At 38.8% G+C, this 25,882-nt stretch carries 22 protein-coding genes; 16 read left to right on the top strand and 6 right to left on the bottom strand.

Going from position 1 to position 25,882, the window contains the following annotated elements; translation table 11 throughout:
* The first annotated feature begins 86 nt into the window (after positions 1 to 86).
* From MKL62_RS18080 to MKL62_RS18065, 4 genes are all read left to right on the top strand, one after another.
* Positions 87 to 968: a LysR family transcriptional regulator gene (locus MKL62_RS18080; RefSeq protein WP_030423606.1), complete on the top strand. Its 882-nt coding sequence runs from the start codon at positions 87 to 89 to the stop codon at positions 966 to 968.
* Between the two features lie 197 nt (positions 969 to 1,165).
* Positions 1,166 to 2,560 (top strand): L-cystine transporter, encoded by a 1,395-nt coding sequence (locus tag MKL62_RS18075; RefSeq protein ID WP_001025080.1) that lies wholly within the window; start codon positions 1,166 to 1,168, stop codon positions 2,558 to 2,560.
* Between the two features lie 148 nt (positions 2,561 to 2,708).
* On the top strand, positions 2,709 to 3,524 hold the full coding sequence (locus MKL62_RS18070; RefSeq protein WP_005128147.1) for a PhzF family phenazine biosynthesis protein: 816 nt from the start codon (positions 2,709 to 2,711) through the stop codon (positions 3,522 to 3,524).
* Between the two features lie 122 nt (positions 3,525 to 3,646).
* Entirely contained in the window at positions 3,647 to 6,409 is a 2,763-nt protein-coding gene (locus tag MKL62_RS18065; protein WP_005128151.1) for a M16 family metallopeptidase, read from the top strand.
* Positions 6,410 to 6,466: 57 nt separating this feature from the next.
* Here MKL62_RS18065 and MKL62_RS18060 read toward each other — a convergent pair whose 3' ends face one another.
* On the bottom strand, positions 6,467 to 6,850 hold the full coding sequence (locus tag MKL62_RS18060; protein WP_000078676.1) for a DUF3144 domain-containing protein: 384 nt from the start codon (positions 6,848 to 6,850) through the stop codon (positions 6,467 to 6,469).
* A gap of 103 nt (positions 6,851 to 6,953) precedes the next feature.
* Here MKL62_RS18060 and MKL62_RS18055 point away from each other — a divergent pair, with 103 nt between their 5' ends.
* Positions 6,954 to 7,586: a hypothetical protein gene (locus MKL62_RS18055; protein WP_005128152.1), complete on the top strand. Its 633-nt coding sequence runs from the start codon at positions 6,954 to 6,956 to the stop codon at positions 7,584 to 7,586.
* Between the two features lie 35 nt (positions 7,587 to 7,621).
* Here MKL62_RS18055 and MKL62_RS18050 read toward each other — a convergent pair whose 3' ends face one another.
* Positions 7,622 to 9,085 carry a CYTH and CHAD domain-containing protein gene (locus tag MKL62_RS18050; RefSeq protein WP_005128153.1) on the bottom strand — a complete coding sequence of 488 codons (1,464 nt, stop codon included), beginning with the start codon at positions 9,083 to 9,085 and terminating at the stop codon, positions 7,622 to 7,624.
* Positions 9,086 to 9,250: 165 nt separating this feature from the next.
* Here MKL62_RS18050 and MKL62_RS18045 point away from each other — a divergent pair, with 165 nt between their 5' ends.
* From MKL62_RS18045 to rapA, 6 genes are all read left to right on the top strand, one after another.
* Entirely contained in the window at positions 9,251 to 9,634 is a 384-nt protein-coding gene (locus MKL62_RS18045) for an Mpo1-like protein (RefSeq protein ID WP_000636741.1), read from the top strand.
* A 116-nt stretch (positions 9,635 to 9,750) separates the two neighbouring features.
* Positions 9,751 to 10,362, top strand: coding sequence for a thiamine phosphate synthase (gene thiE, locus MKL62_RS18040; protein WP_005128154.1), 612 nt, complete (start codon positions 9,751 to 9,753; stop codon positions 10,360 to 10,362).
* A gap of 42 nt (positions 10,363 to 10,404) precedes the next feature.
* Positions 10,405 to 11,703, top strand: coding sequence for a glutamate-1-semialdehyde 2,1-aminomutase (gene hemL / locus MKL62_RS18035; RefSeq protein ID WP_005128155.1), 1,299 nt, complete (start codon positions 10,405 to 10,407; stop codon positions 11,701 to 11,703).
* A 61-nt stretch (positions 11,704 to 11,764) separates the two neighbouring features.
* On the top strand, positions 11,765 to 12,469 hold the full coding sequence (locus MKL62_RS18030; RefSeq protein WP_005128156.1) for a phosphopantetheine-binding protein: 705 nt from the start codon (positions 11,765 to 11,767) through the stop codon (positions 12,467 to 12,469).
* A gap of 132 nt (positions 12,470 to 12,601) precedes the next feature.
* Complete coding sequence (locus MKL62_RS18025) at positions 12,602 to 13,240, top strand: RluA family pseudouridine synthase (RefSeq protein ID WP_001279312.1); 639 nt, start codon at positions 12,602 to 12,604, stop codon at positions 13,238 to 13,240.
* Between the two features lie 143 nt (positions 13,241 to 13,383).
* Positions 13,384 to 16,221 carry an RNA polymerase-associated protein RapA gene (gene rapA / locus MKL62_RS18020; protein WP_000413578.1) on the top strand — a complete coding sequence of 946 codons (2,838 nt, stop codon included), beginning with the start codon at positions 13,384 to 13,386 and terminating at the stop codon, positions 16,219 to 16,221.
* 56 nt (positions 16,222 to 16,277) lie between these two features.
* On the opposite strand, the gene MKL62_RS18015 is transcribed toward rapA, so the two are convergent.
* The gene (locus MKL62_RS18015) at positions 16,278 to 17,294 is read right to left on the bottom strand and encodes an AI-2E family transporter (protein WP_001191208.1); all 1,017 of its coding nucleotides are present in this window, start codon (positions 17,292 to 17,294) and stop codon (positions 16,278 to 16,280) included.
* Positions 17,295 to 17,460: 166 nt separating this feature from the next.
* Positions 17,461 to 18,156, bottom strand: coding sequence for an HTH-type transcriptional repressor FabR (gene fabR / locus MKL62_RS18010; RefSeq protein ID WP_000195202.1), 696 nt, complete (start codon positions 18,154 to 18,156; stop codon positions 17,461 to 17,463).
* 140 nt (positions 18,157 to 18,296) lie between these two features.
* Here fabR and MKL62_RS18005 point away from each other — a divergent pair, with 140 nt between their 5' ends.
* On the top strand, positions 18,297 to 19,367 hold the full coding sequence (locus tag MKL62_RS18005; RefSeq protein ID WP_001147894.1) for a ferredoxin reductase: 1,071 nt from the start codon (positions 18,297 to 18,299) through the stop codon (positions 19,365 to 19,367).
* A gap of 12 nt (positions 19,368 to 19,379) precedes the next feature.
* A complete protein-coding gene (locus MKL62_RS18000; protein ID WP_001057073.1) occupies positions 19,380 to 20,474 on the top strand; it encodes a fatty acid desaturase family protein in 1,095 nt (364 codons plus the stop codon).
* Between the two features lie 32 nt (positions 20,475 to 20,506).
* On the opposite strand, the gene MKL62_RS17995 is transcribed toward MKL62_RS18000, so the two are convergent.
* On the bottom strand, positions 20,507 to 20,971 hold the full coding sequence (locus tag MKL62_RS17995) for a hotdog fold domain-containing protein (RefSeq protein WP_000246247.1): 465 nt from the start codon (positions 20,969 to 20,971) through the stop codon (positions 20,507 to 20,509).
* Positions 20,972 to 21,092: 121 nt separating this feature from the next.
* Between MKL62_RS17995 and MKL62_RS17990 the strand changes: the two genes are divergently transcribed.
* On the top strand, positions 21,093 to 21,725 hold the full coding sequence (locus MKL62_RS17990) for a TetR/AcrR family transcriptional regulator (protein ID WP_005128159.1): 633 nt from the start codon (positions 21,093 to 21,095) through the stop codon (positions 21,723 to 21,725).
* Positions 21,726 to 21,778: 53 nt separating this feature from the next.
* On the opposite strand, the gene MKL62_RS17985 is transcribed toward MKL62_RS17990, so the two are convergent.
* Positions 21,779 to 22,480, bottom strand: a complete 702-nt coding sequence (locus MKL62_RS17985) for an SIMPL domain-containing protein (protein ID WP_001259423.1) — start codon at positions 22,478 to 22,480, stop codon at positions 21,779 to 21,781.
* A gap of 466 nt (positions 22,481 to 22,946) precedes the next feature.
* On the opposite strand from MKL62_RS17985, the gene MKL62_RS17980 reads away from it, so the two are divergent.
* Both MKL62_RS17980 and MKL62_RS17975 read left to right on the top strand, forming a co-directional pair.
* Positions 22,947 to 24,320 carry a diaminobutyrate--2-oxoglutarate transaminase gene (locus MKL62_RS17980; RefSeq protein WP_000117540.1) on the top strand — a complete coding sequence of 458 codons (1,374 nt, stop codon included), beginning with the start codon at positions 22,947 to 22,949 and terminating at the stop codon, positions 24,318 to 24,320.
* Between the two features lie 2 nt (positions 24,321 to 24,322).
* Positions 24,323 to 25,855, top strand: a complete 1,533-nt coding sequence (locus MKL62_RS17975) for a pyridoxal phosphate-dependent decarboxylase family protein (RefSeq protein WP_000227392.1) — start codon at positions 24,323 to 24,325, stop codon at positions 25,853 to 25,855.
* The last annotated feature ends 27 nt before the right edge of the window (positions 25,856 to 25,882 follow it).

Below are 25,882 nucleotides of genomic sequence, written 5' to 3'. Positions count from 1 at the left end.
CAATTTTTTTTATTATTAAAAGCGAGTTTATTTATCATTAGAAATGATTTAATATGATATTAATTATCTTGTTTTGAGATAGTGGCATGTTGCTTAAGTCTTTAGAGTTTTTTTTAGCGGTTGCAGAGAGTGGAAGTTTTTCATTGGCTGCACAAAAAATGTGTACGGTTCAATCCAATATCACGAGCCACGTGAAAAAGCTTGAAGAAGAATTAGGTGTGATTTTATTAAATCGTCATAACCCCGTTACATTAACCAACGCAGGACACCAGCTACATAGTTATGCTGTGCAAATGATCGCACTGCATAATAAAGCGAAGACAATCTTCCGAGAAGGTGATATTGACCCGAATGAAACTATTCGTTTGGGCAGTATGGAAACGACAGCAGCAATACGACTTCCGCAATTGCTTGATGAATGTATGCAGCAACATCCGAATTTGCCGCTTGAACTTCAAACTCACCCGACAGGATATTTGTTAAATGCTGTGCAACAAGGAGAAGTCGATTGTGCTTTTGTCGCTTCTAAATATGTGATTCCAGAGCTATATAGTTTTCCGGTTTGGCAAGAACAACTGGTTTTGGTTTGCCCAAAACAACAAATTGATTTTCCCGACATTGCCACCCTCGCAAAGACTCGATTTATTGCATTTCGACAAGGATGTTCCTATCGGCATGCAATTGAGTTGTTTTTAAATGATCACAGTGTGCCACCTTCGCAAATTATGGAAATGGGCAGTCTGGATGGCATTGTAAGCTGTGTGGAATTAGGTGTCGGTTTTGCTTTATTGCCAAAGTCATATCTGAATAAAGTAGCCGATAAAGTCTCATTAAGTTGTTTTGAAATTAACACTGAATCTGCACATTTCACTACTTATTTGGTCGCTCAGCCTCCTGAAACATGGGGCAGTAATCTAAAGCAGTTTATTTGTTTTATTGAGCAACAATTTATACAGAAATGCGCTTAATTTTTATACATAAATATCTAACGTAACTTATGTTTTAAAAGTGATATATATGTATTTAAAAGTCATTTTATATTCTCATTCAGATCGGTAATGATCTGCATGCTAGAAAATTGTTGAAAAGGGTAGTTTATATAGGCCGGCTATGGTCAAATATGCCCCCTTAAAAGATGACACAAGCAATAATTTGGAGTTTGGGAATGAATATACCCTTAATCATCAATATTGTGGTTTTTGTCGGGTTAATATTTTTACTCGCCCAAACACGTAAAACGGACTGGAGCTTATCTAAAAAAGTTCTAGCTGGCTTAATTTTAGGTGTAGTGTTTGGTTTAGGACTACATTTGATTTATGGCGGTGGCCATCCGATTCTTGCTGAATCTATTAGTTGGTTTAATATTGTTGGTAACGGCTATGTAAAACTTTTACAAATGGTCGTGATGCCTTTGGTCTTTGTTTCGATTTTAGGTGCGGTAGCGAAGCTACACCAAGCTTCTTCTTTAGGAAAAATCAGCTTCTACACCATCGGGACTTTGTTATTTACCACACTCATCGCTGCGCTGGTTGGGGTATTTGTGACGAACTTGTTTGGTTTAACTGCCAAAGGTTTGGTACAAGGGGCGGCTGAAACAGCTCGACTTACTGCAATTCAGACCGACTATGTGGGTAAAGTAACAGACTTAAGTGTACCGCAATTTATTCTTTCTTTTATTCCGAGTAACCCTTTTGCTGAGTTAACGGGTGCAAATCCGACTTCAATTATTAGCGTGGTTATCTTTGCTGTCTTTTTAGGAATAGCAGCACTCAACCTAATGAAAGATGACGCAGAAAAAGGTCAACGTATTCTGACGGCTATTCAGACATTACAGTCTTGGGTAATGAAGCTTGTTCGTTTAGTGATGACGCTTACACCATATGGTGTTTTTGCCCTAATGACGAAAGTTGTGGCAAGTTCAAATGTCGCAGATATCTTAAACCTAGGTGGTTTCTTGGTGGCGTCTTATTTAGGTTTGGCGATTATGTTCGTCGTGCATGCCATTATTTTGACTCTGACCGGTGTTTCTCCACTTAAGTTCTTCAAGAAAGTTGCTCCGGTTCTAACATTCGCGTTTACGAGTCGTTCAAGTGCTGCAAGTATTCCACTGAGCATTGAAGCGCAAACTCGTCGTTTGGGCGTGCCTGAGTCTATTGCAAGTTTCTCTGCTTCTTTTGGTGCCACTATTGGACAAAATGGTTGTGCGGGTTTATATCCAGCCATGCTCGCAGTCATGGTTGCGCCAACTATGGGTATTAACACCCTAGACCCAATGTGGATTGCTTCGTTAGTGGGTATTGTGACTTTAAGTTCAATTGGCGTAGCTGGTGTTGGTGGTGGTGCAACTTTCGCAGCATTGATCGTACTTCCTGCTATGGGCTTACCTGTAACATTGGTTGCTCTTCTTATTTCAATTGAACCACTCATTGATATGGGACGTACTGCGTTAAACGTAAATGGTTCGATGACTGCTGGTGTAGTTACAAGCCAATTTATGGGGCAGACCGACAAAGCTATAATGAATAGCGAAGATGAAATTGAATTAACTCAACATCATTAAGAGTTAATATTAAACGGCTCTTCACTCTGGATGAGCCGTTTTTTTATATATGTAACTTGTGACTGTGATGTTAATTTTTAAAAAACTGTATCTGTTTTTCTTTTAGATAATTTTCGAAAATGAGCCTATTAAGAAAGAGAGCACTAACATGAAAATGTATCAAGTCGATGCTTTTACCAAAGAGTTATTTCGTGGAAATCCGGCTGCTGTGATTGTTGAAAAAGAATGGCCAGATGCAGATTTAATGCAAAAGATAGCACTTGAAAATAACTTATCCGAGACTGCTTTTGTAAAGATTATAGACTCTGAAAATTATGAAATACGCTGGTTTACTCCAACGGTTGAGGTGGATTTTTGCGGGCATGCGACTCTTGCGAGTGCTTTCGTATTATTTAAAGATTTTACTGAGAAAAAGACTCTTAATTTTCATGTACGAAACTTAGGTTTGTTTGTAGTTCATCAAGATGAAGATGGCAAAATCAGAATGGATTTCCCAATTCGTAAAGCTCAGCAAGTTGAAGATTATCCGGCTATTTTACGTCAAGCATTAACAAAACCGTTTAAAGCGGTTTATCAAAATGTTCAAGCCTACATTGTTGAATATGAGTCAGTGCAAGATGTGTTAGATGAGCAACCTGACATGAACTTACTTAAAGCCTTAGGTAAACGGACTGCAATTACAACTACAGCAATGGATGTTGCAATAACTTCAAAAGCTGACCATCAATATGACTGTGTTTCTCGTTATTTTGCACCTGTCGCAGGCATTGATGAAGACCCGGTTACCGGTTCAATTCATACCGCAATAGCGCCACTATGGGCAGAGAAACTCGCTAAAAATAATATTGTGGCCTATCAGGCTTCTAGCCGTGGAGGCATATTGTATTGTAATGTCTTAAATCAGGAACGTATTGAAATTTCGGGATATGGCAAACTTTATATGCAAGCCGAAATTTTTCCTTAAAATATAAGGCCGTTTAAATAAACGGCTTTTTTTTCAAATCTTTACTATGAAAGTCAGCTCAAATTTCCTACTATAGTCACACAACTATTGATTTTTTATTATTCAAATTAATTGGTATTTATATGTTTATGCAGTTTAAACAACTGACTCTCTCCCTATGTATTTTTGGTTTAAGTGCTGCCTCTTTTGCACAAACAACATTAGTAAAAAGTAAGCAAAATGTTGAGGAATATAAATTAGATAATGGTTTTCGGGTAGTGCTTGCGCCGAATGACAAAGAAAATAAAATCTTTATTAATACCATTTATTTAACGGGTTCTTTAAATGATCCACAGGGTAAAAGTGGTTTAGCACATTTACTCGAACATTTAGCATTTAAAGGCACGCAAAATGTAAAAGGTGAAGAATTCCAACGCCGTTTAGATCAATATACGTTAATGACGAATGCGAGCACGGATTACTATTCAACCAAATACACCAATATTGTCCGTCCAGAAAAAACAGCACTCGATCAAGTACTGTACCTTGAATCTGAGCGCATGGACAAATTAGTTCTACAAGAAAAATTTGTGCCTTCTGAAATTGAAATCGTAAAGCGTGAACGTGAAGTCCGTATGGATCAGCCTTTTGCTGTCTTGATGGATCAAATGTGGAAGTCGGCTTATGGTAATCAATATCTAGGTCGATTACCGATTGGTGATTTACCTGAGCTTAAGTCAATTAAAATGCCTGAGTTGAACCAGTTCTATCGCAGTTGGTATGCGCCTAATAATGCGGTCATGGTGATTTCAGGCAAGTTTGATAAAACTGATGTTTTGAAAACGATAGACCAATATTTTAGCCCAATTCCTGCGCGAGCTGTGCCTAAGCTTGTTCAAGTGCCTGTGTTAGATTCTACAAAACTCAAAAACCGTGAGTTTGTGGTGAAAAAGGGCAGTGATTTGGCCAAATTCCATATCTATATGGATGGTAAAAACACAAAAATTCAACCGGAACTGGCTTTCGCACCTATGTTGTATACCATGCAGCCAAGTGGTCATTTGTACCAAAATATGGTTGAAACAGGTGTTAGTACAGACGTTCAGGCGTCAACATGGCTAGATCAAGATTTTAACGTCGTATTTTTAGGTGCTATTTATTCACCAAAAAATGACCCTAAAAAAGTTGAAAGCGCTTTGCTCTCTGGAATTGAAAAGGGTAAACCTTTTACAGAGACTGAGCTAAATCGTGTAAAAAGCTTAATGAAAACGCAAGGTGAGTTAGTCAATAAAGATGCCGTTGCTTTGGGTTCCCGTTTAAGTGATTACACTGTAGCGGATGGGCAATGGGACCAATATTTTAAAGATTTAGATTCAATTGATAAAGTGAAGCTCAATGAGGTAAATCAAACCTTAAAACAGTTCCTTGTTGCAGGTCATCGTATTGATGGCGATATTTTGCCAACACCAGAAGACCAAAAGAAAGCATTACAACTTGACACAAAAGATAAGCCTAAAACATTAGATCAAACAGATGTTAAAGCAGAGCCTTTAAAAGATCCGAAAGTTTATCAACAAGAAGTTGCCGAGTTTTTAAAAACGTCTAAGCAATATGCCGAGAGTAATGAGAAAAAGATCATTCGCGGAAAACTTAAAAATGGAATGAAGTATGCTTTATTCCCTGTAGAAACCCGTGATGATCGTACCTATGCCACCATTACTATGGATTTTGGTACTGAAAAATCTTTATTCGATAAAGGTACGGTTGTTGATTTAACTTCATATTTATTACTTCGCGGTTCTGATAAATATAGCTTGCAAGATATTGCCGATAAATCGATTGATGCAGGTGGCGCAGCTTATGCGAGTGCCGATGGCAATGGCATGACCATTAATATTCAATCTAAAACTGAAAAGTTCGATGAGTTTTTCAAGTTTGTTCTAGAGGTCATGAAAAATCCTAAATTTGAACAATCTCAATTTGATTTAATTAAATCTCAAAGCTTATCTAGTCTTGATCGTCCTTATACGGAACCGGATGTGGTAGCAGGTCTAACATTATCTCGCTTGGTAGAAGAATATCAGCCGGGTGATTTGCGTTATCACTTTGAACCGGAGCTGGCTAAAAAACAATTAAAGAATGTGACTCAAGAGCAAGTCAAAGAGCTTTATCAGCATTTCTTTGCCATGAATCATGCGCAAATTGCGATTACAGGTGCATTTGATGCCCAAAAAATGAAAAAGCTATTGAATCAAGAGTTCGGAAGCTGGAATAGCAAACAACCGTATGAAAAAATCTTGATTCAGCACGTTGATTTCCCTGCTCAGCAAGTACATGTCTTATCTGAGCAGCGTGAGTTTGGTAGTTATCAAAGCGTACTTGCCTTACCAGTTGGGAAAAACCATCCTGATGCTTCTGCATTAATTTTAATGAATTACATTTTGGGTGAATCTCAAATTTCATCACGTTTGGCTCAAGAGCTTCGTGAAAAAAATGCATTGGTATATGGTTTTGGTACTGGTTTGCAATTAGATCGAGACACGAATGTAGGTGCGTTAAGCATTAGTGCAAATTATACGGCTGGTCGCTCGGCACAAGTTTCTGCTTCAGTTCATAAGGTTCTAAATGACTTAATTACTCATGGTATTACAGAGCAGGAGCTTGCAGCAGCGAAGGCGGATATCATGAAGAAACGTGTTACTGCCTTAGAAGATGAACGTAATATCCACGGCATGTTAAATCTAGAGCTTGAGTCAGGTAAAACATTACTTGACCGTGTTAAACATGACCAAGAGTTAACAAAGTTAACGGTTGCTGATGTGAACGCAGTTATTAAAAAATATATTAAACCTTCAAATCTTGTTGAAGTTATGGCTGACCAGTATGGTCAAGCACAAAAGCAGTAAATAATTGCCAAATAAAAAGCCACATGAAGTGGCTTTTTATTTGAGTGGTAAAATATTTTAATGGTCGTGTTTGTGAGTATGAAAATCTTCATTCTTACGGAAACGTAAGTAGTTATCGAACTGTTCACAATACTCATCAAAGTTATCTTCAAGCATCATTTGGAACTGTTGAAGAAGGTAAGACATCACCTGATCTTTTGCATCACGCATTTCATTACCATCTTTAAAATTATTGGCAGCCACCCATGTATTAAAACGAGCAGTTGCAAATAACATGGCTGCGCTCACTTGACCACGAAGCTCGGCCGGGTCTGGCTTTTGGCCTTTTGGCGGGCGACAAAAATCATTTGCTTGTTTAATGAATTCATCCGCACGCTCAAAGAAAACAGCATTTAACGCTTCTTCTTCAGTAATATCTGTTGCATTAATCTTTTGAGACATGACTTATTCCCGCAAAAATAGAGCTGCTTATTATAGGCAAAGCCTTGCGGAAACAAAACCTTTGCCTTAGTCTGTAAATAGCCTAAGTATTGGGAGTTATAATATGCAAGATGCAATTGCCGTTCAAAGTCTAAAAACAGACATTGCTTTATTACGCCAGCATATTTTTCCACCCCAATATTTGGAGCATGTAGAAGGGTTGCCAATTTATTATGGTTTGCAAGAAGAAGTTTTGGCCTATTACCAACAATGGAAAGATTTAATAGAAAGGGCACAAGAGCTTTTTCAACCTTTTATGGAAGATGAATTACCAGATGCAATTCATTTACCAAGCCATCTAAACTTACCCTTATTCTTTTTTCATGTGGACCGAATTCGGATTAATAAAACACGCGCAAAAGAATCAAAAACTTTCCGAGGTGTTGCAAGTCTTATTGAAAAATGTGGGCAGTTTGAAACAGATCAGATATTTACCATGCAAGAATGGTTGCAAAGTGATGATACAGCAGCGCTAGTTGCACACCGTGAATTTATCGATTTAAGGACTTATGTGTTTCAATATGGTCAAAGTGAATATACGCGTTCACGGTTTTATACCAATGGTATTGTGTTAGGGGTAGAGCCACACTTTAAACTCGTCGATGCTCGTGATAAGCCAAGAAAACAGCGTAGTGATAGCTATAGCGATCCATTAGCAGATAACGGTGTATGGAAAGTATTTGGTAAATATAGATAAAAAGTCGCGGCATATTTGCCGCGACTTCAAGATTCTTACCAAAATGTTTTTGCCTGTTTAAATTTTTGCAAAGCTTCGGCAGATTGATTTTGTAAATAAGGTTGTTTGGCTTTAACCCATCCTAATGCAAACCAAAAATGTGGGTCGTGTTCAACCGCTTTATTAAATAGATCTTTGGCAATAAATAAGTCGTTATAAAGTCCTAAAGTATTTTGCACAGGCTGTAATTGTTTTAAAAACTGCTGAACATTTTTACGAGGATATAAGCTCGATATAAACTCAATGCAGTAACGAAGCTGTTTGGCTTTCTTGCGCGTTCTGTGCTGTTCGGTGACTTCAAGCTCAGTGAAATGATCGGCATTACTCACCACTTGATGATGTAACTTATCTAAGCTTTTTCCTATCTGTTTTTTCAATTTTCCTTTGGCATTTTGATTGTCTTCTTCTGAATAGGCAAATGCTAATAAGGCAAGTATAAGCTTAATGGTGTCTGCTGATTTAAACAGTGTGGCAAGGTCTTTTAATGGCTGTTCAGAGATCGGAAGTAAAAGCTCAGGTGAACCATGCTGTACAATCATAGGTAAAATTTCGGTACGAATGGCATCTTCGTCTCGCGTGTCCCCAAGCTGACGGAATAGTTCGGCAATTTGCTCTTCCCACACAGGGTTTAACTCGTCTGACCATGCTGAAAAATGTTTTAGTGCACTACGTAAACGGCGTAAGCTTACGCGTGCCTGATGAATGTGCTCAGCCTCGGCAACTCCATCGGCAATTGCGGCCATGTTAGGCAAGAATTGTCCCAAACAGTTTTCTACAATCTTTTTGAGTGCCTGTTCTGCTGAAATGTTTTTATCTAAGTTCAGTTTTTTTGCGTGAACAGCCGGTGAAGCAGCTTGCCCCAATGCGAGTAAATTACCGCGCTCGGCTTTACTTCTAACATCGAGCCAAAGTTCATAACGATTAATCCATTGCTGAGCAAATTGAATAAGTGTTTTAACTGCACCTTGTTTAAGTTCGAACTCAACTTCGCAAATTTTGCTTTGTGCTGTTGCTGTTTTTACGACGCCGTCATCGAGACAGACTTCAATTGCCGTGTCATCTGCTTCAAAAACATGATAGGTACGTTGTACATCAGTCTCAAACTGTAAGCTTAGCTTTTCGACTTCAGAGCCTAAAGCTTGAGTAATCAAATCTGTGACGGCTTTATTGTCTTTATATAACTCAAGGTTTAAGTCAGGTTCTTGTTCGCATTTTCCTAAAAAAACTTCTTCTTCGACACGATGTAAATGACTTTGGCCGGCAGCCTTAAAGGTTTGTACCCACAGATCATTTTCTTTACGTAAGCGTAAGGCCATACCATTTTTTGCAAGTAGGCGGTCTGGCGTATCGTAATACTTGGCCTGTAAATGAATATACTGTGCTTTATGTTTTTTTAAATATTGCTGGACGGTTTTTTTCTTCGATTCAGGTAACTGAAACTTAAGCTCAACTTCAACCATAACAGATCTCCCTGAATCAGGTATTTAAACTATCTTGAATAAGTATAATAGCTTAGCGCTAAAAATAATGTTTTTGATAGAGAAAGTTACAATCAAACATATGACGCTACACTTTTATTTAGGTGTATAATCAGGTGATGTTTTGATCAAATAAAAATCAGGAAGATGATCGTGAATGCACCCGTAAATTTTAATCATGAAACTCAGCCAGAGTTTGAATTACCTATTAAAAACTATCAGGAATTTTATCGTTTTTATTTAACTGAACACCGTAACATTATGAGTAGGCGCTTACATGCGGTGGGCAGTAGCATTGGTCTATACTTTTTTTCAAAAGCTATTCGTAAGAAACAGGCCAAATACGCACTCTATGGTTTAGTTTCTGGCTATGCATGTGCATGGGTTGGACATTTTATGTTTGAGAAAAATAAACCTGCGAGCTTTAAACAGCCACTTTATAGCTTTATTTCTGATTGGCGAATGCTCTCTGATGTTGCGACTGGTCGATTAAGTTTAATTGATCGCAAGCACGATAAAATTCCAAGTTAATTTTTATTTCTATTTTTAATATACCGATTGGTACTGATAAGCCTATATCAATCGGTACTTATGATGACTTATAAATCCGTTATACTAGCGAAGTTTTTAAAAAGCGAGAGTAGAGTATGCGCGGTTTATACCTCATTACCAATGATGACCCAATCCAATTATTATTAGAAAAATTAGACGCCGCGCTCGCAACCCGTCAAATCGCAATTTTACAGTACCGCCGTAAAAAAATAGACAAAGCCGAACAGCCTGCTGAAGTTGAACAGATTAAACAGTTATGTGAAAAATATCAGGTTCCTTTTGTCATTAATGATGACCTAAAACTGGCTGCACAGTTTGGTTTAGGTGTGCATTTAGGCCAAAGTGACGGTGAAATTACCGATGCAAAATCACAGTTACCAGAAGGTGTGATTATTGGCCGTACTTGCCTAAACTCATTAGAACTTGCCCAAAAAGCAATTGCCGATGGCGCAACTTATATTGCCTTTGGTGCTGTGTATGCAACTGCCACAAAACCAGAAGCAGGCAATGTCGGTATTGAAGTCATTAAGCAAGCAGAGGCTCAATATGATTTACCTATTTGTGCAATTGGTGGTTTGACTGTTGAAAATTCAAAACCTGTGATTGAGGCCGGAGCTGACCTCTGTGCAGTCATTAGTGATATATTAGGTCGATCAACTGCTGAAATTCCTGCCCGTGTACAAGCGTGGGCACAATTATTTTCTTAAGCTTTCAAAATTATTTTTTAGATATTTAAGACGAGCATTTCCATGAGTTTATCTCCAAAGCAAGAACAGTTATTTAAACAAGCCAGCAAACACATTCCAGGTGGTGTGAACTCTCCGGTACGTGCCTTTAATGGCGTTGGAGGCACACCGGTTTTCATTGAGAAAGCCAAAGGTGCGTATTTGTGGGATGTAGATGGTAAGCGCTATGTAGATTATGTTGGCTCTTGGGGACCAATGATTTTGGGCCATGCTCATCCGGATATTATTAAGGCTGTGCAATCAGCAGCAGAAGATGGCTTAAGTTTTGGTGCACCGACCGTACATGAAACAACATTGGCAGATATCATTTGTGAAATCATGCCATCTATTGAATTGGTACGTATGACCAATTCTGGTACAGAAGCGACTATGACTGCTATTCGTTTAGCGCGTGGTTATACTGGCCGTGACAAGATCGTGAAGTTTGAAGGTTGTTACCACGGGCACTCTGACTCATTGTTAGTAAAAGCAGGTTCTGGTTTATTAACTAAAGGTGAGGGCGAACCAACATCAAAAGGTGTACCAGCTGACTTCGCTAAACACACTTTAACGCTGCCATATAATGATATTGCAGCATTAAAAGAATGCTTTGCTAAATTTGGTCATGAAATTGCAGGCGTCATTATTGAACCTGTCGCAGGTAACATGAATATGGTGAAACCAATTGATGGTTTCTTACAAGCGATTCGTGATGTGTGTGATGAATACAAATCTGTATTTATTATTGACGAAGTAATGACAGGTTTCCGCGTTGCATTGGGCGGTGCTCAGTCAGTTTATAACGTTAAACCTGACTTAACGACTTTAGGTAAAATTATTGGTGCTGGTTTACCTGTAGGTGCATTTGGCGGTAAGCGTGAAATCATGGAATGCATCGCACCTTTAGGGGGTGTATACCAAGCGGGGACTTTATCTGGTAACCCACTTGCTATGCGTGCTGGTATTGAAATGTTTAAACATTTACGTCAACCGGACTTTTACAGCAAATTATCTGCTCAACTTGAAAAGTTACTTGCAGGCTTACAAGCAGCAGCAGATGAAGCGGGTATTCCATTTAAAACTCAGCAAGCTGGCGCAATGTTTGGGCTTTACTTTACCGATCAAGAAGACATCACAAGCTTTGACTCTATGTTGGCATGTGATATTGAAGCTTTCAAAAAGTTCTTCCATGGCATGTTAAAACGTGGCGTAAACTTGGCGCCGTCTGCATTTGAAGCAGGCTTTATTTCATCTGCTCATTCTGATGAAGATATCGAGTTTACCATTCAGGCTGCAAAAGAAACCTTCGCCGAAATGAAGTAAGCAAAAAAGCCCGTTTTAAACGGGCTTTTTAATTTGAGCTATTTTTTATTTGTAGAGAACAATGTTTTATCCCTTACCTCGAAAAATCCAGTTAGCCGCAAGTACTTCAAATTGGCCTATTGAATCTACGCAAAGCATATTGCTCCTAGTCGGGCTAGATGATCTTGAAAATATATCTGATTGGGCGCATCAGCAATTAGCCGATCATTTAGAAATATTAAGTAAAAGAGCACAAGCACTCGAAATTCCGGTCATGATGATTCAGTCATCTCAACTTCAACAGGCCATGTTACAGCTTGGGCAGCACTTGTCATCAAACACTCAGGCACAGGTAATTATGGCGGGGAATTTATCACCGCTATTTAAGCAAGTCATGCAGCTTGTTTTATCCATTACCGATTATGTAGCTGTTGTAAATGATGCAATATTGGCGAGTAGTTTAGAGCAGCATATACAATGGATTGAAAAAATAAGTTTTGACCATATTCAACATATAAACACGCAGACTTTAATGCGCTTATGGTCTTTAAGTGCACCGTCATTACAGGTCTTGTCCGATAAAGGAATTTTATTGGCAGTTGCTGAACAGATAGGGCGACATCCAATGGAAATTCATCCCGAAATAGATTTAAGAAACTATGGTCTAGACGCTTCGGGAGTCAATTATTTGGTGGAATTATGGCGTGCTAATGGTGCGAGCCTAACTGTTGATGAGTTGATGCAAACTCCTACATTGCAACATATTATGCAGTTATTGAAGCGCTAATCGGCTTTAGCCGTAACGTGATTCATAATATTTGCAAATTCTGTCGTTAATTTACCCGAACGGCATTGTAATTCGGACGTAAGCTTTTTATTATTGCCCGCTTGTTTTTCATCTTGCCTTGGGAATACAACTTTGAGTGATTTTCTAAGTGAACATCTGATCTATCGTGATGATGATTTTATGGTGATTCATAAACCTTCGGACATCTTGAGTGTGCCAGGGAAAGGTGATTTACATGACAGCGTTTTGACAAGACTGGTGGCAATTGAACCACGAACTTTGCTCATTCACCGCCTTGACCGTGATACTTCGGGTATTTTGGTTTTTGGGTTATCTAAGCGTGGACAGAGTGCGATTGCACGCCAATTTCAAGACCGTCAAACTTCGAAAATATATGAAGCGCTAGTTGCTGGTCATTTAGAGGGTGAAGGGACAGTGGATATCCCTGTCGTCTATGATCCGAGTCGACCACCTTTACATATTGTCGATGCTTCTCATAACAAACCTGCTTTAACACATTGGCAGGCGATTGAACATTTCCAGATTCAGGGACAACCGGTTACGCGTGTCAAATTAACACCAATTACCGGACGTTCTCATCAACTCCGTGTACACATGCAATATCTGGGACATCCGATTGTAGGTGATACATTGTATGCAGCACCGGAACAATTACTTGTTCCTCGTCTGTGCTTGCATGCTAAACAGTTAAGCTTTAATCATCCTGTCACAGGGGAATCATTAACTTTTAACTGTCCTGTACCGTTTTAATGTAAAAACTTTCGATGAGTAATTTTGTAGCAAAACAATTTAATTAGTTTTTGCTGCAAAATTTTGCTTTAAAGACTACATAAAAAGATGCAAAAATAAGCTACTTTGCATCGTACAATATGTAGTGCGAACTTGAGAAAAAGGTGGAAAAATTGCAGCAGTATGCTATTGGTCAACGTTGGCTATCAGATACAGAGACTGAGCTCGGTTTAGGCGTTCTTATTGATGTAGATGAAAGATCTGTCAGCATTTTATTCCCCAAAAGTGATGAAACGCGTGTTTATGCACGCAACAATGCACCGCTTTCTCGCATCATCTTTAACACAAATGATGAGGTTCAAGACCAAGAAGGCCAGAAGTGGATTGTTGAGTCGGTTGAAGACCGTCATGGTGTTTTGCGTTATAACGTGGTTCGTACTTTAGAAAATGGCGAGCAAGAACGTAAAGCGCTAAACGAAACACGTATTGGTGCACAAATTCAATTATCAAAACCTTTAGATCGTTTGCTCGCAAGCCAGATTGATTATAAAGAGTGGTATGACCTACGCATTGAAGCAATGCTGATGCAGGCGCAAATGCAAACCAGTCCATTACGCGGCTTGGTTGGGGCGCGTGTGGGTTTAATTCCACATCAGCTCTATATTGCACATGAAGTCGGTAAACGTTTCGCACCGCGTGTTTTACTTGCTGATGAAGTAGGTTTAGGTAAAACAATTGAAGCTGGTTTAATTATCCACCAACAGCTTAAAACCGGCCGTTCTGAACGTATCCTGATTTTAGTCCCTGATTCTCTTCAGTATCAGTGGATGATTGAAATGCGACGCCGTTTCAATTTGCAATTTTCTCTGTTTGATTTAACCCGTACTGCATCTATCAAAGAGCATGATCCAGAACTTAACCCGTTCTTAACTGAGCAATGCATTATTGCCAGCGTCGACTTGATGGTGGACCATGACGATTTGCGTGAGCAAGCATTAGAAGCTGGTTTCGATTTACTCGTCGTCGACGAAGCACATCACTTGATGTGGAGCGAAGAAGAGGGTGGTAACGATCGTTACGACTTGGTTGAAGAGCTTGCTGAAAATACGGCAGGTGTATTGTTGCTTACTGCAACGCCTGAACAGCTGGGTGTGGAAAGTCACTTTGCGCGCTTACGTTTGTTAGATCCACAGCGCTTTAGCAGTTTAGAGCGTTTCTTGGATGAAGAAGCTCAATATCAGCAAACTGCGCAAGTTGCAGAAGTGCTTATGTCGGATGAGCCTTTAACTCAAGAGCATTTAACTGCTTTAGAAGGTTTGTTGGGGCATTCAATTGAAGACCAACCTGAGCAACGTTTCAGAGCGATTCATGAGTTGTTAGACCGTCACGGCACAGGTCGTATTTTATTCCGTAATACGCGTGAAGCGATTCAAGGCTTCCCTGGCCGTGATTGCCAACCTGCGCCTTTACCTGCGCCAGCAGATTGGTCAAAAGACGGTAAATTACGCGAGCAAATGTGGCCAGAAGAAGCACAAATTGATGGCTCATGGATGCAAAATGATCCGCGTGTACCGTGGTTAATGGAAATTCTACGTAAAGAACTTAAGCATAAAAAAGTTCTTTTAATTGCCCGTAGTGGTCCTGTTGTCGAGTCTTTAGAAAGTGCGCTTCGTTTGCATGCAGGTATTCGTACAGCCATGTTCCATGAAGGTATGAGTTTGCTTGAGCGTGACCAAGCGGCTGCTTACTTTGCAGAAGAAAGCTACGGTGCTCAAATCTTACTTTGTTCAGAAATTGGTTCAGAAGGCCGTAACTTCCAGTTTGCGAGTGATTTAATTTTATTTGATTTGCCTGCAAACCCTGACGTTTTAGAACAACGTATTGGTCGTTTAGACCGTATTGGTCAAGAAAACCGTATCCAGATTCATGTACCGTATTTAATGGGCACCGCTCAAGAGCGTATGTTCCGTTGGTATAATGAAGCATTAAATATTTTCAGCAATATTTCTCCAACGGCTCAAACGCTACAAGAAAACTTTATTGTTGAATTAAAAGATTGCTTACTTGCCGACCAAGGTCAAACATTTGAAGATTTACTTGAAGAAGTTAATGTTCAACGCCAAGCTTTAGAAGCAGAGTTACAAGCTGGTCGAGATCGTCTGCTTGAGTACAACTCATGCCGTCCTATCGTTGCACAAGAAATTGTTCAAGCGTTAGAAGACTATGATGACAACACAACGCTGCCTATGTTTGTGAAGCGTTTCATGTCTTCAACTAATATTGACTTTGATGAGCAAAGTAACGGTACAGTCATTATTCGTCCAACCGACCAGATGCAAGTGCAAGGTTTAGCATTAGACGAAGAAGGTATGACTGCGACTTTCTATCGTGACCAAGCGCAAATGCGTGAAGACGCTCAGTATCTAACTTTGGAACATCCGTTTATTGAAAGTGTCATGGAAATGATCCGCACACAATCATTTGGTAGTACCAATGTTGCTGTGCTTAAGTCCAATGCATTAAAGCAAGGTTCGGTTTTACTTGAAGTCTGGTTTAAAGTTGATGTGGTGGCACCAAAATCCTTGAACTTGCCATCAAGCTTACCAAAACAACTTATTCGCGTATTGTTAAGTGAAAATGGTCAGGACTTATCTGAAAAGATTGATCCAACCATTTTAAAACCGTATTTGCATCACTTAGATGGCAATAGTTGCCGCCAAGTGGTTAAAGCCCGCCGTGAAGTGATTGAAGAGCGTTATAAACAAGCGCTTGATATTGCCAAAGAAGGTTTACCTCAACTTCAACAGCAAGCAAAAGAGCATTATGGTAATAAATGGCAATATGAGATTGATCGTTTAACTTACTTAAAACAGTTCAACCCGAGCATTCGCCAAGACGAAATTGAGCGCTTACAGAAGTTGCAAAAAGAAGGTTTAAGCTTGCTTGATGGCTTAACCGTAACACCTGAAGCGATTCAAGTGCTTGTAGTAGTCAAACCATAAGCAATGAGTAATAAAAAAAGCGCCACACAGGCGCTTTTTTATTGAGTAAATTTTAGTTAAATCAATCTGGCATCTTTTAATTCTAGTTTTAAATAAGCATAGAAAATCGGTGCTGCAATTAAGCCACTTAAGCCAAAGATTGACTCGAAAATTAACATAGCCAATAAAATTTCCCATGCATTGGCATTAATTTTATGACCAATAATTTTGGCATTAATAAAGTATTCTAACTTGTGAACTAATACGAGGTAGAGTAGCGCAACACCTGCTAGACCGAGTGAAATTGTAAGAGCCGCAATAAAAGTTAAAGTATTTGAAATTAAATTCCCTAAAATTGGAATTAAACCAAACATAAAGGTAAGAATGGTTAAGGTTTTGGCGAAAGGTAGGTGAACACCCCAGATCGGCAATAGTACAAAAGCAAATAATATAAAGAGCAGCGTATTAATCGCTGAAATTTTAATTTGTGCAAAAACTACATTTCTAAAAGAAATTGATAATTTTTGAATACGTTGAATCAGTAACGATTTGAAAACAGGTTGGGGTGTACGTCGGTGAAAGCCGTGAATAGCAACCAATATACCGATAATAAGACCCATCACCATAGTCACTAGATTGTGCAAAATATCGGAACTGGCATTTTTTAATGTAGTCACGTTATCTTTCATAAACGCGAATATTTCATCTTTTAATTCTGTAACGCTATCTGGAATATAGCCCGGTAAATATTTCCCAATCTCCGCTTGTAAGTGCAGTAGTGTTTGGTCGACTTTACCGTTAATACTATGTAAACCGACTCCTTTTAAATCATAAACTACAAAGCTAATTAAACTTGTAATGAAAAAGGCAAGAAGAGAAATAGTAATAATACTTAATAAAATACTAATAAAAATGCGGGCTCTTTGACCATCAATATAACGTTCAACAATAGAGCTTAAACTAATAATAATTTCATAAATGAGAAAGCCTGCAAAAAAACTTGCTAAGAGATGCAAGGGGATAACCGAAAGCAAAAAAATGCCCATCAGAATATAGCTTGCAATCAGGCTTTGACGATTACTCAAACTTTGCATGTGAATCCCTGAATAACGTGGGGAAGTATCGATATGTATTGCTAGAATTATTTACTTATACTCTTGCATCTAAGCTGCTTCAATCTATGGTTTATATTTTTATTAATCAGCAGGCACAGGTGTATAAAAAATGGCTTGTAAAATCACAAACCATTTTATGTGGAATCTATCTTATTTTTGCTTCGTCTAGATGACGGGCACCTTCTAAAATCATTCTGATCATAATCATTGTTTGTTCTGCGACTTCCGCACGCTGATCAATAGGAAGGTCAATCACTTTGGCACCCATGTGAAACACAAGTTGTGTAATTGCTTTTGCAACAAGTTCAGGGTGGTATAGATGATTGTTATTGAGGCGTTCTAAGCGAATTAAGTCTTCTTGTAGCTCTTGCTGAAAGAAGTTGAGCTGTCGATCTACAGCAGCTTTATAAGAAGCGGAACCTGTAAAACCTTCTCGTAACAATAAACTTAAATTACCTTCATCAGCATCCAGCTGTTGCAGAAAAATTTCTACAGAACTGCGAATAATGCTGTCTTGCAAAGATGCACGAAGGCGTGCTTGACGAATAATTTTACGTAATACGATACCGGCACGGTCAATGAGTGAAATAGCTAACTCATCAATGTCTTTAAAGTGACGATAAAAACTGTTTGGGGCAATACCAGCTTCTCTTGCAACTTCACGTAAACTGAGTGAGGCAATACTTTTTTGTGGACCAATCAGGTTAAGAGCTGCCTGAAAAAGTTCTTCTTTCGTAATCGTCGCTTTTCTTCCAACAGAACGCGTTACTGTTTTTATTTCAATGACATCTTGTGATGAGGTTGTGTCATTTGGGCTCTGAGAAAGTGAGGTTTGGGTCATGTTTTTCAATATATTCTTAAACTGTCTGGATTATAGCGTTAGACAGGGAACTTGTGAAATTGTAATTAAAAGTACGAGTGTATATACAAATATATATACATGTGTATAATAATTAAAAAAGAGCGACAGAGCCCTCAGTTATGCAAGCAATCGAAAAGAGAAATTCTCTATTCAATTCATTAACACAAGCTGTATTTGACAAAAATATGGCGAACTTCTGGCTACAAAAAATAAATCCTTTATGGTCTGTGCAGCATGGACTAGTTCAAATTGTAAAAAAAGAATTCGTAGCTCATGACACCGTGAGCCTGACATTAAAATGCAACCGCTTGGTGAAAATGGGCGCGGCAGGTCAACATCATCCAGTGATTGTTGAAATCGCGGGCCGTCGCTATGAACGTACTTATAGCTTGACGCAAATTGATGCAGAACACTTACGTTTAACAGTTAAAAAAGTTGCTGATGGTATTGTCAGTAACTGGTTTATTGCAGAAAGCAAAATTGGTGATGTTTTTGAGCTTGGGCAGCCTTATGGCGACATGCAACAAAACATCCAGACACCGAAATTAATTATGTTAGCTGCTGGTAGTGGTATTACACCAATGTTGAGCTTAATCACAGCAATTAAGCAAAGCCAACAGTTAGAAAAAACGCAGGTTCAGCTTTTATATTGGGTCAAACAGCGTTCTGATGCTGCTTTTACAGAGTACTTTGAACAAGTGGCTGAACAAAACCCAAACTTTAGCTATCAGGTGTTTTACACACAAGAAACACCAAATGATGAACGTTTAAATGCCGAACATCTTGCACTGGTTGATGGTATTGAAAACAGCACAGTTTATGCATGTGGTCCATCGGGTTTTGTTTCAACTGTTGAACAGCTTTTTGAAAAAGCACCAACTGTACTTACTGAAGCATTTAGTTTAACTAATGAAAGTTCTGCGGATGACATTGGTTATGTGAATGTCACATTAACCCAGTCTAATAAAGTGATTGCAATTCCTAAAGGCCAATCCATTTTGGTCAGCCTTGAGCATGAAGGCCTTAAGCCGACACATGGCTGTCGTATGGGAATTTGTAATAAATGTGTTTGTAGTAAAACGCAAGGTTCTACACGTAATTTACTAAACGGTAGCCAAAATACGGAACCAAGCCAATTACTTAAAATTTGTGTGAACTCAGCACAATCCGATCTAGTTATTGATCTTTAAGAGAGAACTCTTATGAATATGCCAGTGAAAGTCGAATATTTTAAAAATCCTAAAAATCGAGATTTGACTCCAGCAGAACTTGAAGCATTTGCAAAAGAGCTTGATCAGATCAAACAAGAAGTATTGGATGATTTGGGTGAAAAAGACGCTAAATATATCCGCCGTGTCTATGCTGCTATTCGTTATAGTAGCTTTTTAGGCCGAGCTTGTTTATTTGCAGGTTGGTTCCCGCCAGCGTGGATTTTAGGTACGGGTTTATTAGGTTTCTCTAAAATTATGGAGAATATGGAGCTCGGCCATAATGTTATGCACGGTCAATATGACTGGATGAATGACCCAAAATTTAATGGTCAAACTTATGAATGGGATACTGTAGGTACCTCTGACAACTGGCGTCAAACCCACAACTATAAACATCATACTTATACCAATATTAAAGGTATTGATGATGATATTGGTTATGGCTTACTTCGCTTATTCCCTGAGCAACGTTGGAAGCCAGGGTTCTTGTTGCAACCGATTTATAGTATTCCATTTTGCTTATTGTTCCAGTGGGGCGTAGCAATTCAGAATCTTGAAATTGGGCGTGTACTTTACAAGCGTAAGACTAAGGCACAATTTTTAGAAGAGTTAAAACCAGTTAATAAAAAGATTGGCAAGCAACTCTTTAAAGATTATGTTTTCTTCCCACTTATTGCAGGGCCAGCAGCATTACCAGTATTTACAGGTAACTTGGTCGCAAATGGTCTTCGTAATATCTGGACCTTTAGTATTATTTTCTGTGGTCATTTCACGAAAGATGCAGAAGTGTTTCCAAAATCTGTTTTACAAGAAGAAAGTCGTGGACACTGGTATATGCGCCAAATTCGTGGTTCTTCTAACTTAACAGGTTCAGAAGCATTCCATATTTTGTCTGGTCACTTAAGTCATCAAATTGAACATCACTTATTCCCAGATATTCCTGCTCGTCGTTATCGCCAAATGGCTCCAAAAGTTGAGGCGGTTTGTAAGAAATATGGCTTGAACTATAACAATGCCAGCTTTGTTAAGCAGTTTGGACAAGTGGTTGGGCGTATTGTGAAATATGCGTTCCCATTTAAAAAATAAGATAAAAGAGCCCTGAGAATTCAGGGCTTTTTTTATTTCTTTTTAGAAATCCACATGGTAATTGTGGCATGAAATACTTTATCTTTGTGAGTGTCGTAAACATCTACGTTGACTAAATATTCTCCAGATTTTTCCCAGTTATAATCAGCTTCCACTGGTGTAGCAATTGCAATTAAGTCTGTTTCAGCTTTTTTCAAATATTCAACAGTCATTCCTTTTGGAATCCAGCGATGGGTAGACGGGACAGTAACTTCTGTCATTGTTCCACCCGCCAGTTCAGCCATATTACACATCGCAATCGCATGGACTGTTCCAATGTGGTTAAGCACAGAACGCTTCTTCTTAATAGAAATTTCACAATAATTCGGTTTTAACTCAATAAAAAGAGGGGAAATACTGCCGAAATAAGGTGCTTTTAAGCACAGCATACGAGAGAAAGTCCACTTGCCTTTAGGAAAAGCAGTTACTTTATTCCAGAGCTCTAATGTGGTTGCCATAATTTGAATTCCTTTAATTTTAAAAAATACAGAATATTATTCTGTTTAAGAATATAGTTCTGTTTACAAATATGCGTCAAGTCATTCAAAATATCTCCGATGACTGGTCAGAGAATACAAAATGGCATCTGCTCAAAATTTATTAAAACGCTTATATCCTGGAAGAAGAGCTGCTTTAAAACGACAAATATTATTAGATGCTTTAGGCTGTTTTTTAGAGCAGGGCATTGAAACGACTAGTATTGAAATGATTCGTGCCAAATCAGAAAGTAGCGTTGGGGCGATTTATCATCATTTTAAAAATAAAGAGGGTATAGTTGCGGCCTTATTTTTTTCAGCTTTAGATGATCAAACAGCTCTGAGAGATGAATATTTAAAACAGTCCAAAACATTAAAAGATGTTGTAGAAGCTCTAATTTATAGTTATGTGGACTGGGTAAGTGAGCAACCGGAATTTGCAAAATTCTTAATTACTGCACGTTTTAACATTATAGAGGGGGAGGAACAGCAGCAACTTGCACAAAAAAATAAGAGTAGAAACCAAAAGATATTTAGCTTGATTTCAAACTTTGAAGAATTTAAAGCATTTAGTTTAATTCCACATGAACTTTTGCTTTCATTAGTGATTGGTTCTACAGAGAGCTATTGCCGTGCGTGGTTATCACAACGTGTAAAAGCTGACCCCAAAGACTATAGAGAAATTCTGGCAAAAGCAGCTTGGAATTCATTACAGGATTTGCGTTTAGAACATTAATAGCGAGCAATAAAAAACCGCATGAAGTGATCTGACCCCATAAAGTTGGACAATTATTTAAACTGGATTGAACCGTTTGCATTTACAGTAATTTTAGATTCACCAGCAGCCATGTCTTGAGCTGGTGCCGCTTCAGCAGCAGCGAACTTAGCTAGGCTGGCACGCATTACAGGTTGAGGAAAATAGTTATTCGTGTTCAGGTTTAGAGTGACCAAAGAATATTGGCTTTTATTCCATGCTTGAGTCAGCATTTGAGCACGCTGTTGAAAGTTTTTAGATGCTTCTACCATTAATTCATTCTCAACTTTTTTACGTTGCTCATCTGAAACGCTAAAATTAATGGATTGAGTTTGAAAGCTTTGTTGTAACTCATTAATTAATTGGCTAGCAGCTTTGAAATCTTTACTTTCTAGACGAATTTCCGCGCGGCCACGCCATTCTTTTAATTTATTACTGTCATTGTCATAAATTGGATAAGTGCTTTGGGCACCAGTTTCCACTTTCACTTGTGGGTATTTACGCGAAGTTGCGAGTGCTTGGTTCATTAACTGGTTAATTTGGTTTGAAAGTTCTGCAGGCTGCTTATTGCTTTTTTCAATATATAAAGTTGCATGCATTTCATCGTTTGAAACTTGGCGAGAAGCTTCTGCTTGAACATTTACAATATTGTAGTGAAGGGCATTATCATCTTGGGCAAAAACCATAGGGCTGAGTACCGTACCAAGGAGAAGAGTAGATATTGCTAAAGTACGCATAAATTTATCCTTTAAAAATTAATATAAATTTAATTTTTTTCATTAAGAAATGTTAAACATAAGTTATGCATAACTTTTGCAGATTTTGTGGGGTATTTGTAATATTTAAATCAAGTTTTTTAATTTTTGGTAAGAATAAATTCTTTAAAAATAAAAAACTTAGAATTAAAGTGTTTCAATGTAACTTAAAAAATCACACGAATATAAAAAAAGAATATTTTCTTTAGGTTGTCACATAGTATGATGATAATTCATCATAACTATTGGGATAATACAATTTTTCAATAAGATTAGATGAGTAAAGTACACAAAAGACGTTTTTTTTCTTGCAAAATTAGGTATCATCGCGCTCCTAGTTACAAGATATAAAATATGTGTCTTCGCTAGTTCTATAAAGCACCGAGTCAAAGGACCAAAAGTCACCAGACTTATTTCTTTCTACCCTTATCAGAGATGGTAATCCGATATGAGCGTTACTTCTGTCAACCCTGCCACTAATGCTACCAACGAATATTATTTGACTCGCCAAAGTCAAATGGAATCGAATGTTCGTAGCTATCCACGTAAATTACCGTTAGCGATAGCGAAAGCACAAGGTTGCTGGGTTACTGATGTTGAAGGTACACAGTACCTTGATTGTTTAGCTGGGGCAGGTACATTGGCTTTAGGTCATAATCATCCTGCGGTGATTCAAAGTATTCAAGACACATTGGCAAGTGGTTTGCCATTGCATACTTTAGACTTAACCACACCTTTAAAAGATGCGTTTACTGAAGCGTTGTTAGCATATTTACCAGGTGGTAAAGAAGAATATTGCTTACAGTTCTGTGGTCCTTCTGGTGCAGATGCGACTGAGGCAGCAATTAAACTTGCTAAAACTTACACTGGCCGTAGCTCAGTGATCAGTTTCTCTGGTGGTTACCATGGTATGACTCATGGTTCACTTGCAATGACTGGTAACTTAAGTGCAAAAAATGCAGTGAATGGCTTAATGCCAGGCGTACAATTCATGCCATATCCGCATGAATATCGCTGCCCACTTGGTTTAGGTGGTGAAGCTGGTGTTGACGCTTTAACTTACTATTTCGAAAACTTTATTGAAGATGTTGAAAGCGGTGTAACTAAGCCAGCTGCTGTTATTCTTGAAGCAATTCAAGGTGAAGGCGGTGTTGTTACAGCTCCAGTAAAATGGTTGCAAAAAATCCGTGAAGTGACTGAAAAGCACAACATCGTTTTAATCTTAGACGAAGTTCAAGCAGGCTTTGCTCGTTCAGGCAAAATGTTTGCATTTGAACATGCCGGTATTGAACCTGATGTCGTTGTAATGTCTAAAGCAGTAGGTGGTGGTTTACCACTTGCAGTATTAGGTATTAAGCGTAAATTTGATGCTTGGCAGCCTGCTGGCCACACTGGTACTTTCCGTGGTAACCAACTTGCTATGGGTACAGGTCTTGTTGTATTAGAAACGATCAAGGAACAAAACCTTGCTCAAAATGCACAAGAGCGTGGTGAATTCTTACAAGCTGAATTGAAAAAATTAGCTACTGAATTTCCATGTATCGGTAACGTACGTGGCCGCGGTTTAATGATTGGTGTTGAAATCGTTGACGAGCGTAAACCTGCTGACCGTATCGGTTCTCACCCTGCTGACTCTCAGTTAGCGGCTGCGATCCAGACTGCTTGCTTTAACAACAAGTTATTGCTTGAAAAAGGTGGTCGTAACGGTACAGTAATTCGTTTACTTTGCCCACTCATCATTACTCAAGAAGAGTGTGTAGAAGTAATTGCTCGCTTTAAGAAAGCAGTTGCAGAAGCATTGGTTGCAGTGCGAGGCGCGTAAGTATGGTGGATTTTGCAGAACATCGTAAAGCGTTACTCTGCAATGATGCACAATCCATTGCTGACTATGAGTCAGCAATGGGCGAAGCGGTAAAAGCCGTTTCAGCATGGTTGCAAAATGAAAAAATGTACACAGGCGGTAGCATTAAAGAGTTGCGTTCAGCAATTTCTTTCCAACCTTCAAAAGAAGGTATGGGTGTACAACAATCTCTTCAACGTATGATTGAGCTTTTCTTGAATAAAAGCTTGAAAGTACACCATCCACATTCATTAGCACATTTACACTGCCCAACCATGGTGATGAGCCAGATCGCGGAAGTGTTAATCAATGCAACTAACCAGTCTATGGACTCATGGGATCAAAGCCCGGCAGGTTCATTAATGGAAGTGCAGCTTATTGATTGGTTGCGTCAAAAAGTAGGTTACGGTTCTGGTCAGGCAGGTGTTTTCACTTCTGGCGGTACTCAATCTAACTTGATGGGTGTATTACTTGCTCGTGACTGGTGCATTGCGAAAAACTGGAAAGACGAAAATGGTAACCCATGGTCTGTACAGCGTGATGGTATTCCAGCTGAAGCAATGAAAAACGTCAAAGTCATTTGTTCTGAAAATGCTCACTTCTCTGTGCAAAAGAACATGGCAATGATGGGCATGGGCTTCCAGTCAGTTGTGACTGTTCCTGTGAATGAAAATGCACAGATGGATGTTGATGCTCTTGAAAAAACAATGGCGCATCTTCAGTCTGAAGGTAAAGTGGTTGCTTGTGTCGTTGCGACAGCGGGTACAACTGATGCTGGTGCAATTGATCCATTGAAAAAAATCCGTGAAATTACTAATAAGTATGGTTCATGGATGCATATCGATGCTGCATGGGGCGGTGCACTGATCTTGTCAAATGACTATCGTGCAATGCTTGATGGTATTGAGTTGTCTGACTCGATTACCCTCGACTTCCATAAGCATTATTTCCAAAGCATTAGCTGTGGCGCGTTCTTGTTGAAAGATGAAGCGAACTATCGTTTCATGCACTACGAAGCTGAGTACTTGAACTCTGCTTATGATGAAGAGCATGGCGTACCTAACCTTGTGTCTAAATCATTACAAACGACTCGTCGTTTTGATGCTTTAAAATTGTGGATGACCATTGAATCACTCGGCGAAGAGCTATATGGTTCAATGATTGACCATGGTGTAAAACTGACTCGTGAAGTTGCAGATTACATCAAGGCAACTGATGGTTTAGAGCTTTTAGTTGAACCACAATTTGCTTCGGTATTGTTCCGTGTTGTTCCGGAAGGTTACCCAGTTGAGTTTATCGATAGCTTGAACCAAAACGTAGCAGATGAATTGTTTGCACGTGGTGAAGCAAATATCGGTGTAACAAAAGTTGGTAATGTACAGTCATTGAAGATGACAACATTAAGCCCTGTAGTAACTGTCGACAACGTTAAGAACCTTTTAGCTCAAGTATTGGCTGAAGCTGAACGCATTAAAGATGCGATTGCTTCTGGTAACTACGTACCACCAATCGACTAATTGAGTTGATACCCCAAAAAGCTCGGT

Origin of the sequence: Acinetobacter sp. AOR01_HL, assembly GCF_027855455.1 — a bacterium.
Lineage (GTDB): Bacteria > Pseudomonadota > Gammaproteobacteria > Pseudomonadales > Moraxellaceae > Acinetobacter > Acinetobacter baumannii.
This window is presented reverse-complemented; position numbering and strand designations above follow the sequence as displayed.

Excerpts from the sequence above, each read along its gene's own strand:
- MKL62_RS17975 (WP_000227392.1), top strand. The coding sequence starts at position 24,323 with ATGGTGGATTTTGCAGAACATCGTAAAGCGTTACTCTGCAATGATGCA.
- MKL62_RS17995 (WP_000246247.1), bottom strand. The coding sequence starts at position 20,971 with ATGGCAACCACATTAGAGCTCTGGAATAAAGTAACTGCTTTTCCTAAA.
- MKL62_RS18005 (WP_001147894.1), top strand. The coding sequence starts at position 18,297 with ATGCAAGCAATCGAAAAGAGAAATTCTCTATTCAATTCATTAACACAA.
- MKL62_RS18030 (WP_005128156.1), top strand. The coding sequence starts at position 11,765 with ATGTTTTATCCCTTACCTCGAAAAATCCAGTTAGCCGCAAGTACTTCA.
- MKL62_RS18070 (WP_005128147.1), top strand. The coding sequence starts at position 2,709 with ATGAAAATGTATCAAGTCGATGCTTTTACCAAAGAGTTATTTCGTGGA.
- MKL62_RS18060 (WP_000078676.1), bottom strand. The coding sequence starts at position 6,850 with ATGTCTCAAAAGATTAATGCAACAGATATTACTGAAGAAGAAGCGTTA.
- MKL62_RS18075 (WP_001025080.1), top strand. The coding sequence starts at position 1,166 with ATGAATATACCCTTAATCATCAATATTGTGGTTTTTGTCGGGTTAATA.
- MKL62_RS18015 (WP_001191208.1), bottom strand. The coding sequence starts at position 17,294 with ATGCAAAGTTTGAGTAATCGTCAAAGCCTGATTGCAAGCTATATTCTG.
- MKL62_RS17985 (WP_001259423.1), bottom strand. The coding sequence starts at position 22,480 with ATGCGTACTTTAGCAATATCTACTCTTCTCCTTGGTACGGTACTCAGC.
- MKL62_RS18065 (WP_005128151.1), top strand. The coding sequence starts at position 3,647 with ATGTTTATGCAGTTTAAACAACTGACTCTCTCCCTATGTATTTTTGGT.
- MKL62_RS18080 (WP_030423606.1), top strand. The coding sequence starts at position 87 with ATGTTGCTTAAGTCTTTAGAGTTTTTTTTAGCGGTTGCAGAGAGTGGA.
- MKL62_RS17980 (WP_000117540.1), top strand. The coding sequence starts at position 22,947 with ATGAGCGTTACTTCTGTCAACCCTGCCACTAATGCTACCAACGAATAT.
- hemL (WP_005128155.1), top strand. The coding sequence starts at position 10,405 with ATGAGTTTATCTCCAAAGCAAGAACAGTTATTTAAACAAGCCAGCAAA.
- fabR (WP_000195202.1), bottom strand. The coding sequence starts at position 18,156 with ATGACCCAAACCTCACTTTCTCAGAGCCCAAATGACACAACCTCATCA.
- MKL62_RS18055 (WP_005128152.1), top strand. The coding sequence starts at position 6,954 with ATGCAAGATGCAATTGCCGTTCAAAGTCTAAAAACAGACATTGCTTTA.
- MKL62_RS18000 (WP_001057073.1), top strand. The coding sequence starts at position 19,380 with ATGAATATGCCAGTGAAAGTCGAATATTTTAAAAATCCTAAAAATCGA.
- MKL62_RS18050 (WP_005128153.1), bottom strand. The coding sequence starts at position 9,085 with ATGGTTGAAGTTGAGCTTAAGTTTCAGTTACCTGAATCGAAGAAAAAA.
- MKL62_RS17990 (WP_005128159.1), top strand. The coding sequence starts at position 21,093 with ATGGCATCTGCTCAAAATTTATTAAAACGCTTATATCCTGGAAGAAGA.
- thiE (WP_005128154.1), top strand. The coding sequence starts at position 9,751 with ATGCGCGGTTTATACCTCATTACCAATGATGACCCAATCCAATTATTA.
- MKL62_RS18045 (WP_000636741.1), top strand. The coding sequence starts at position 9,251 with ATGATCGTGAATGCACCCGTAAATTTTAATCATGAAACTCAGCCAGAG.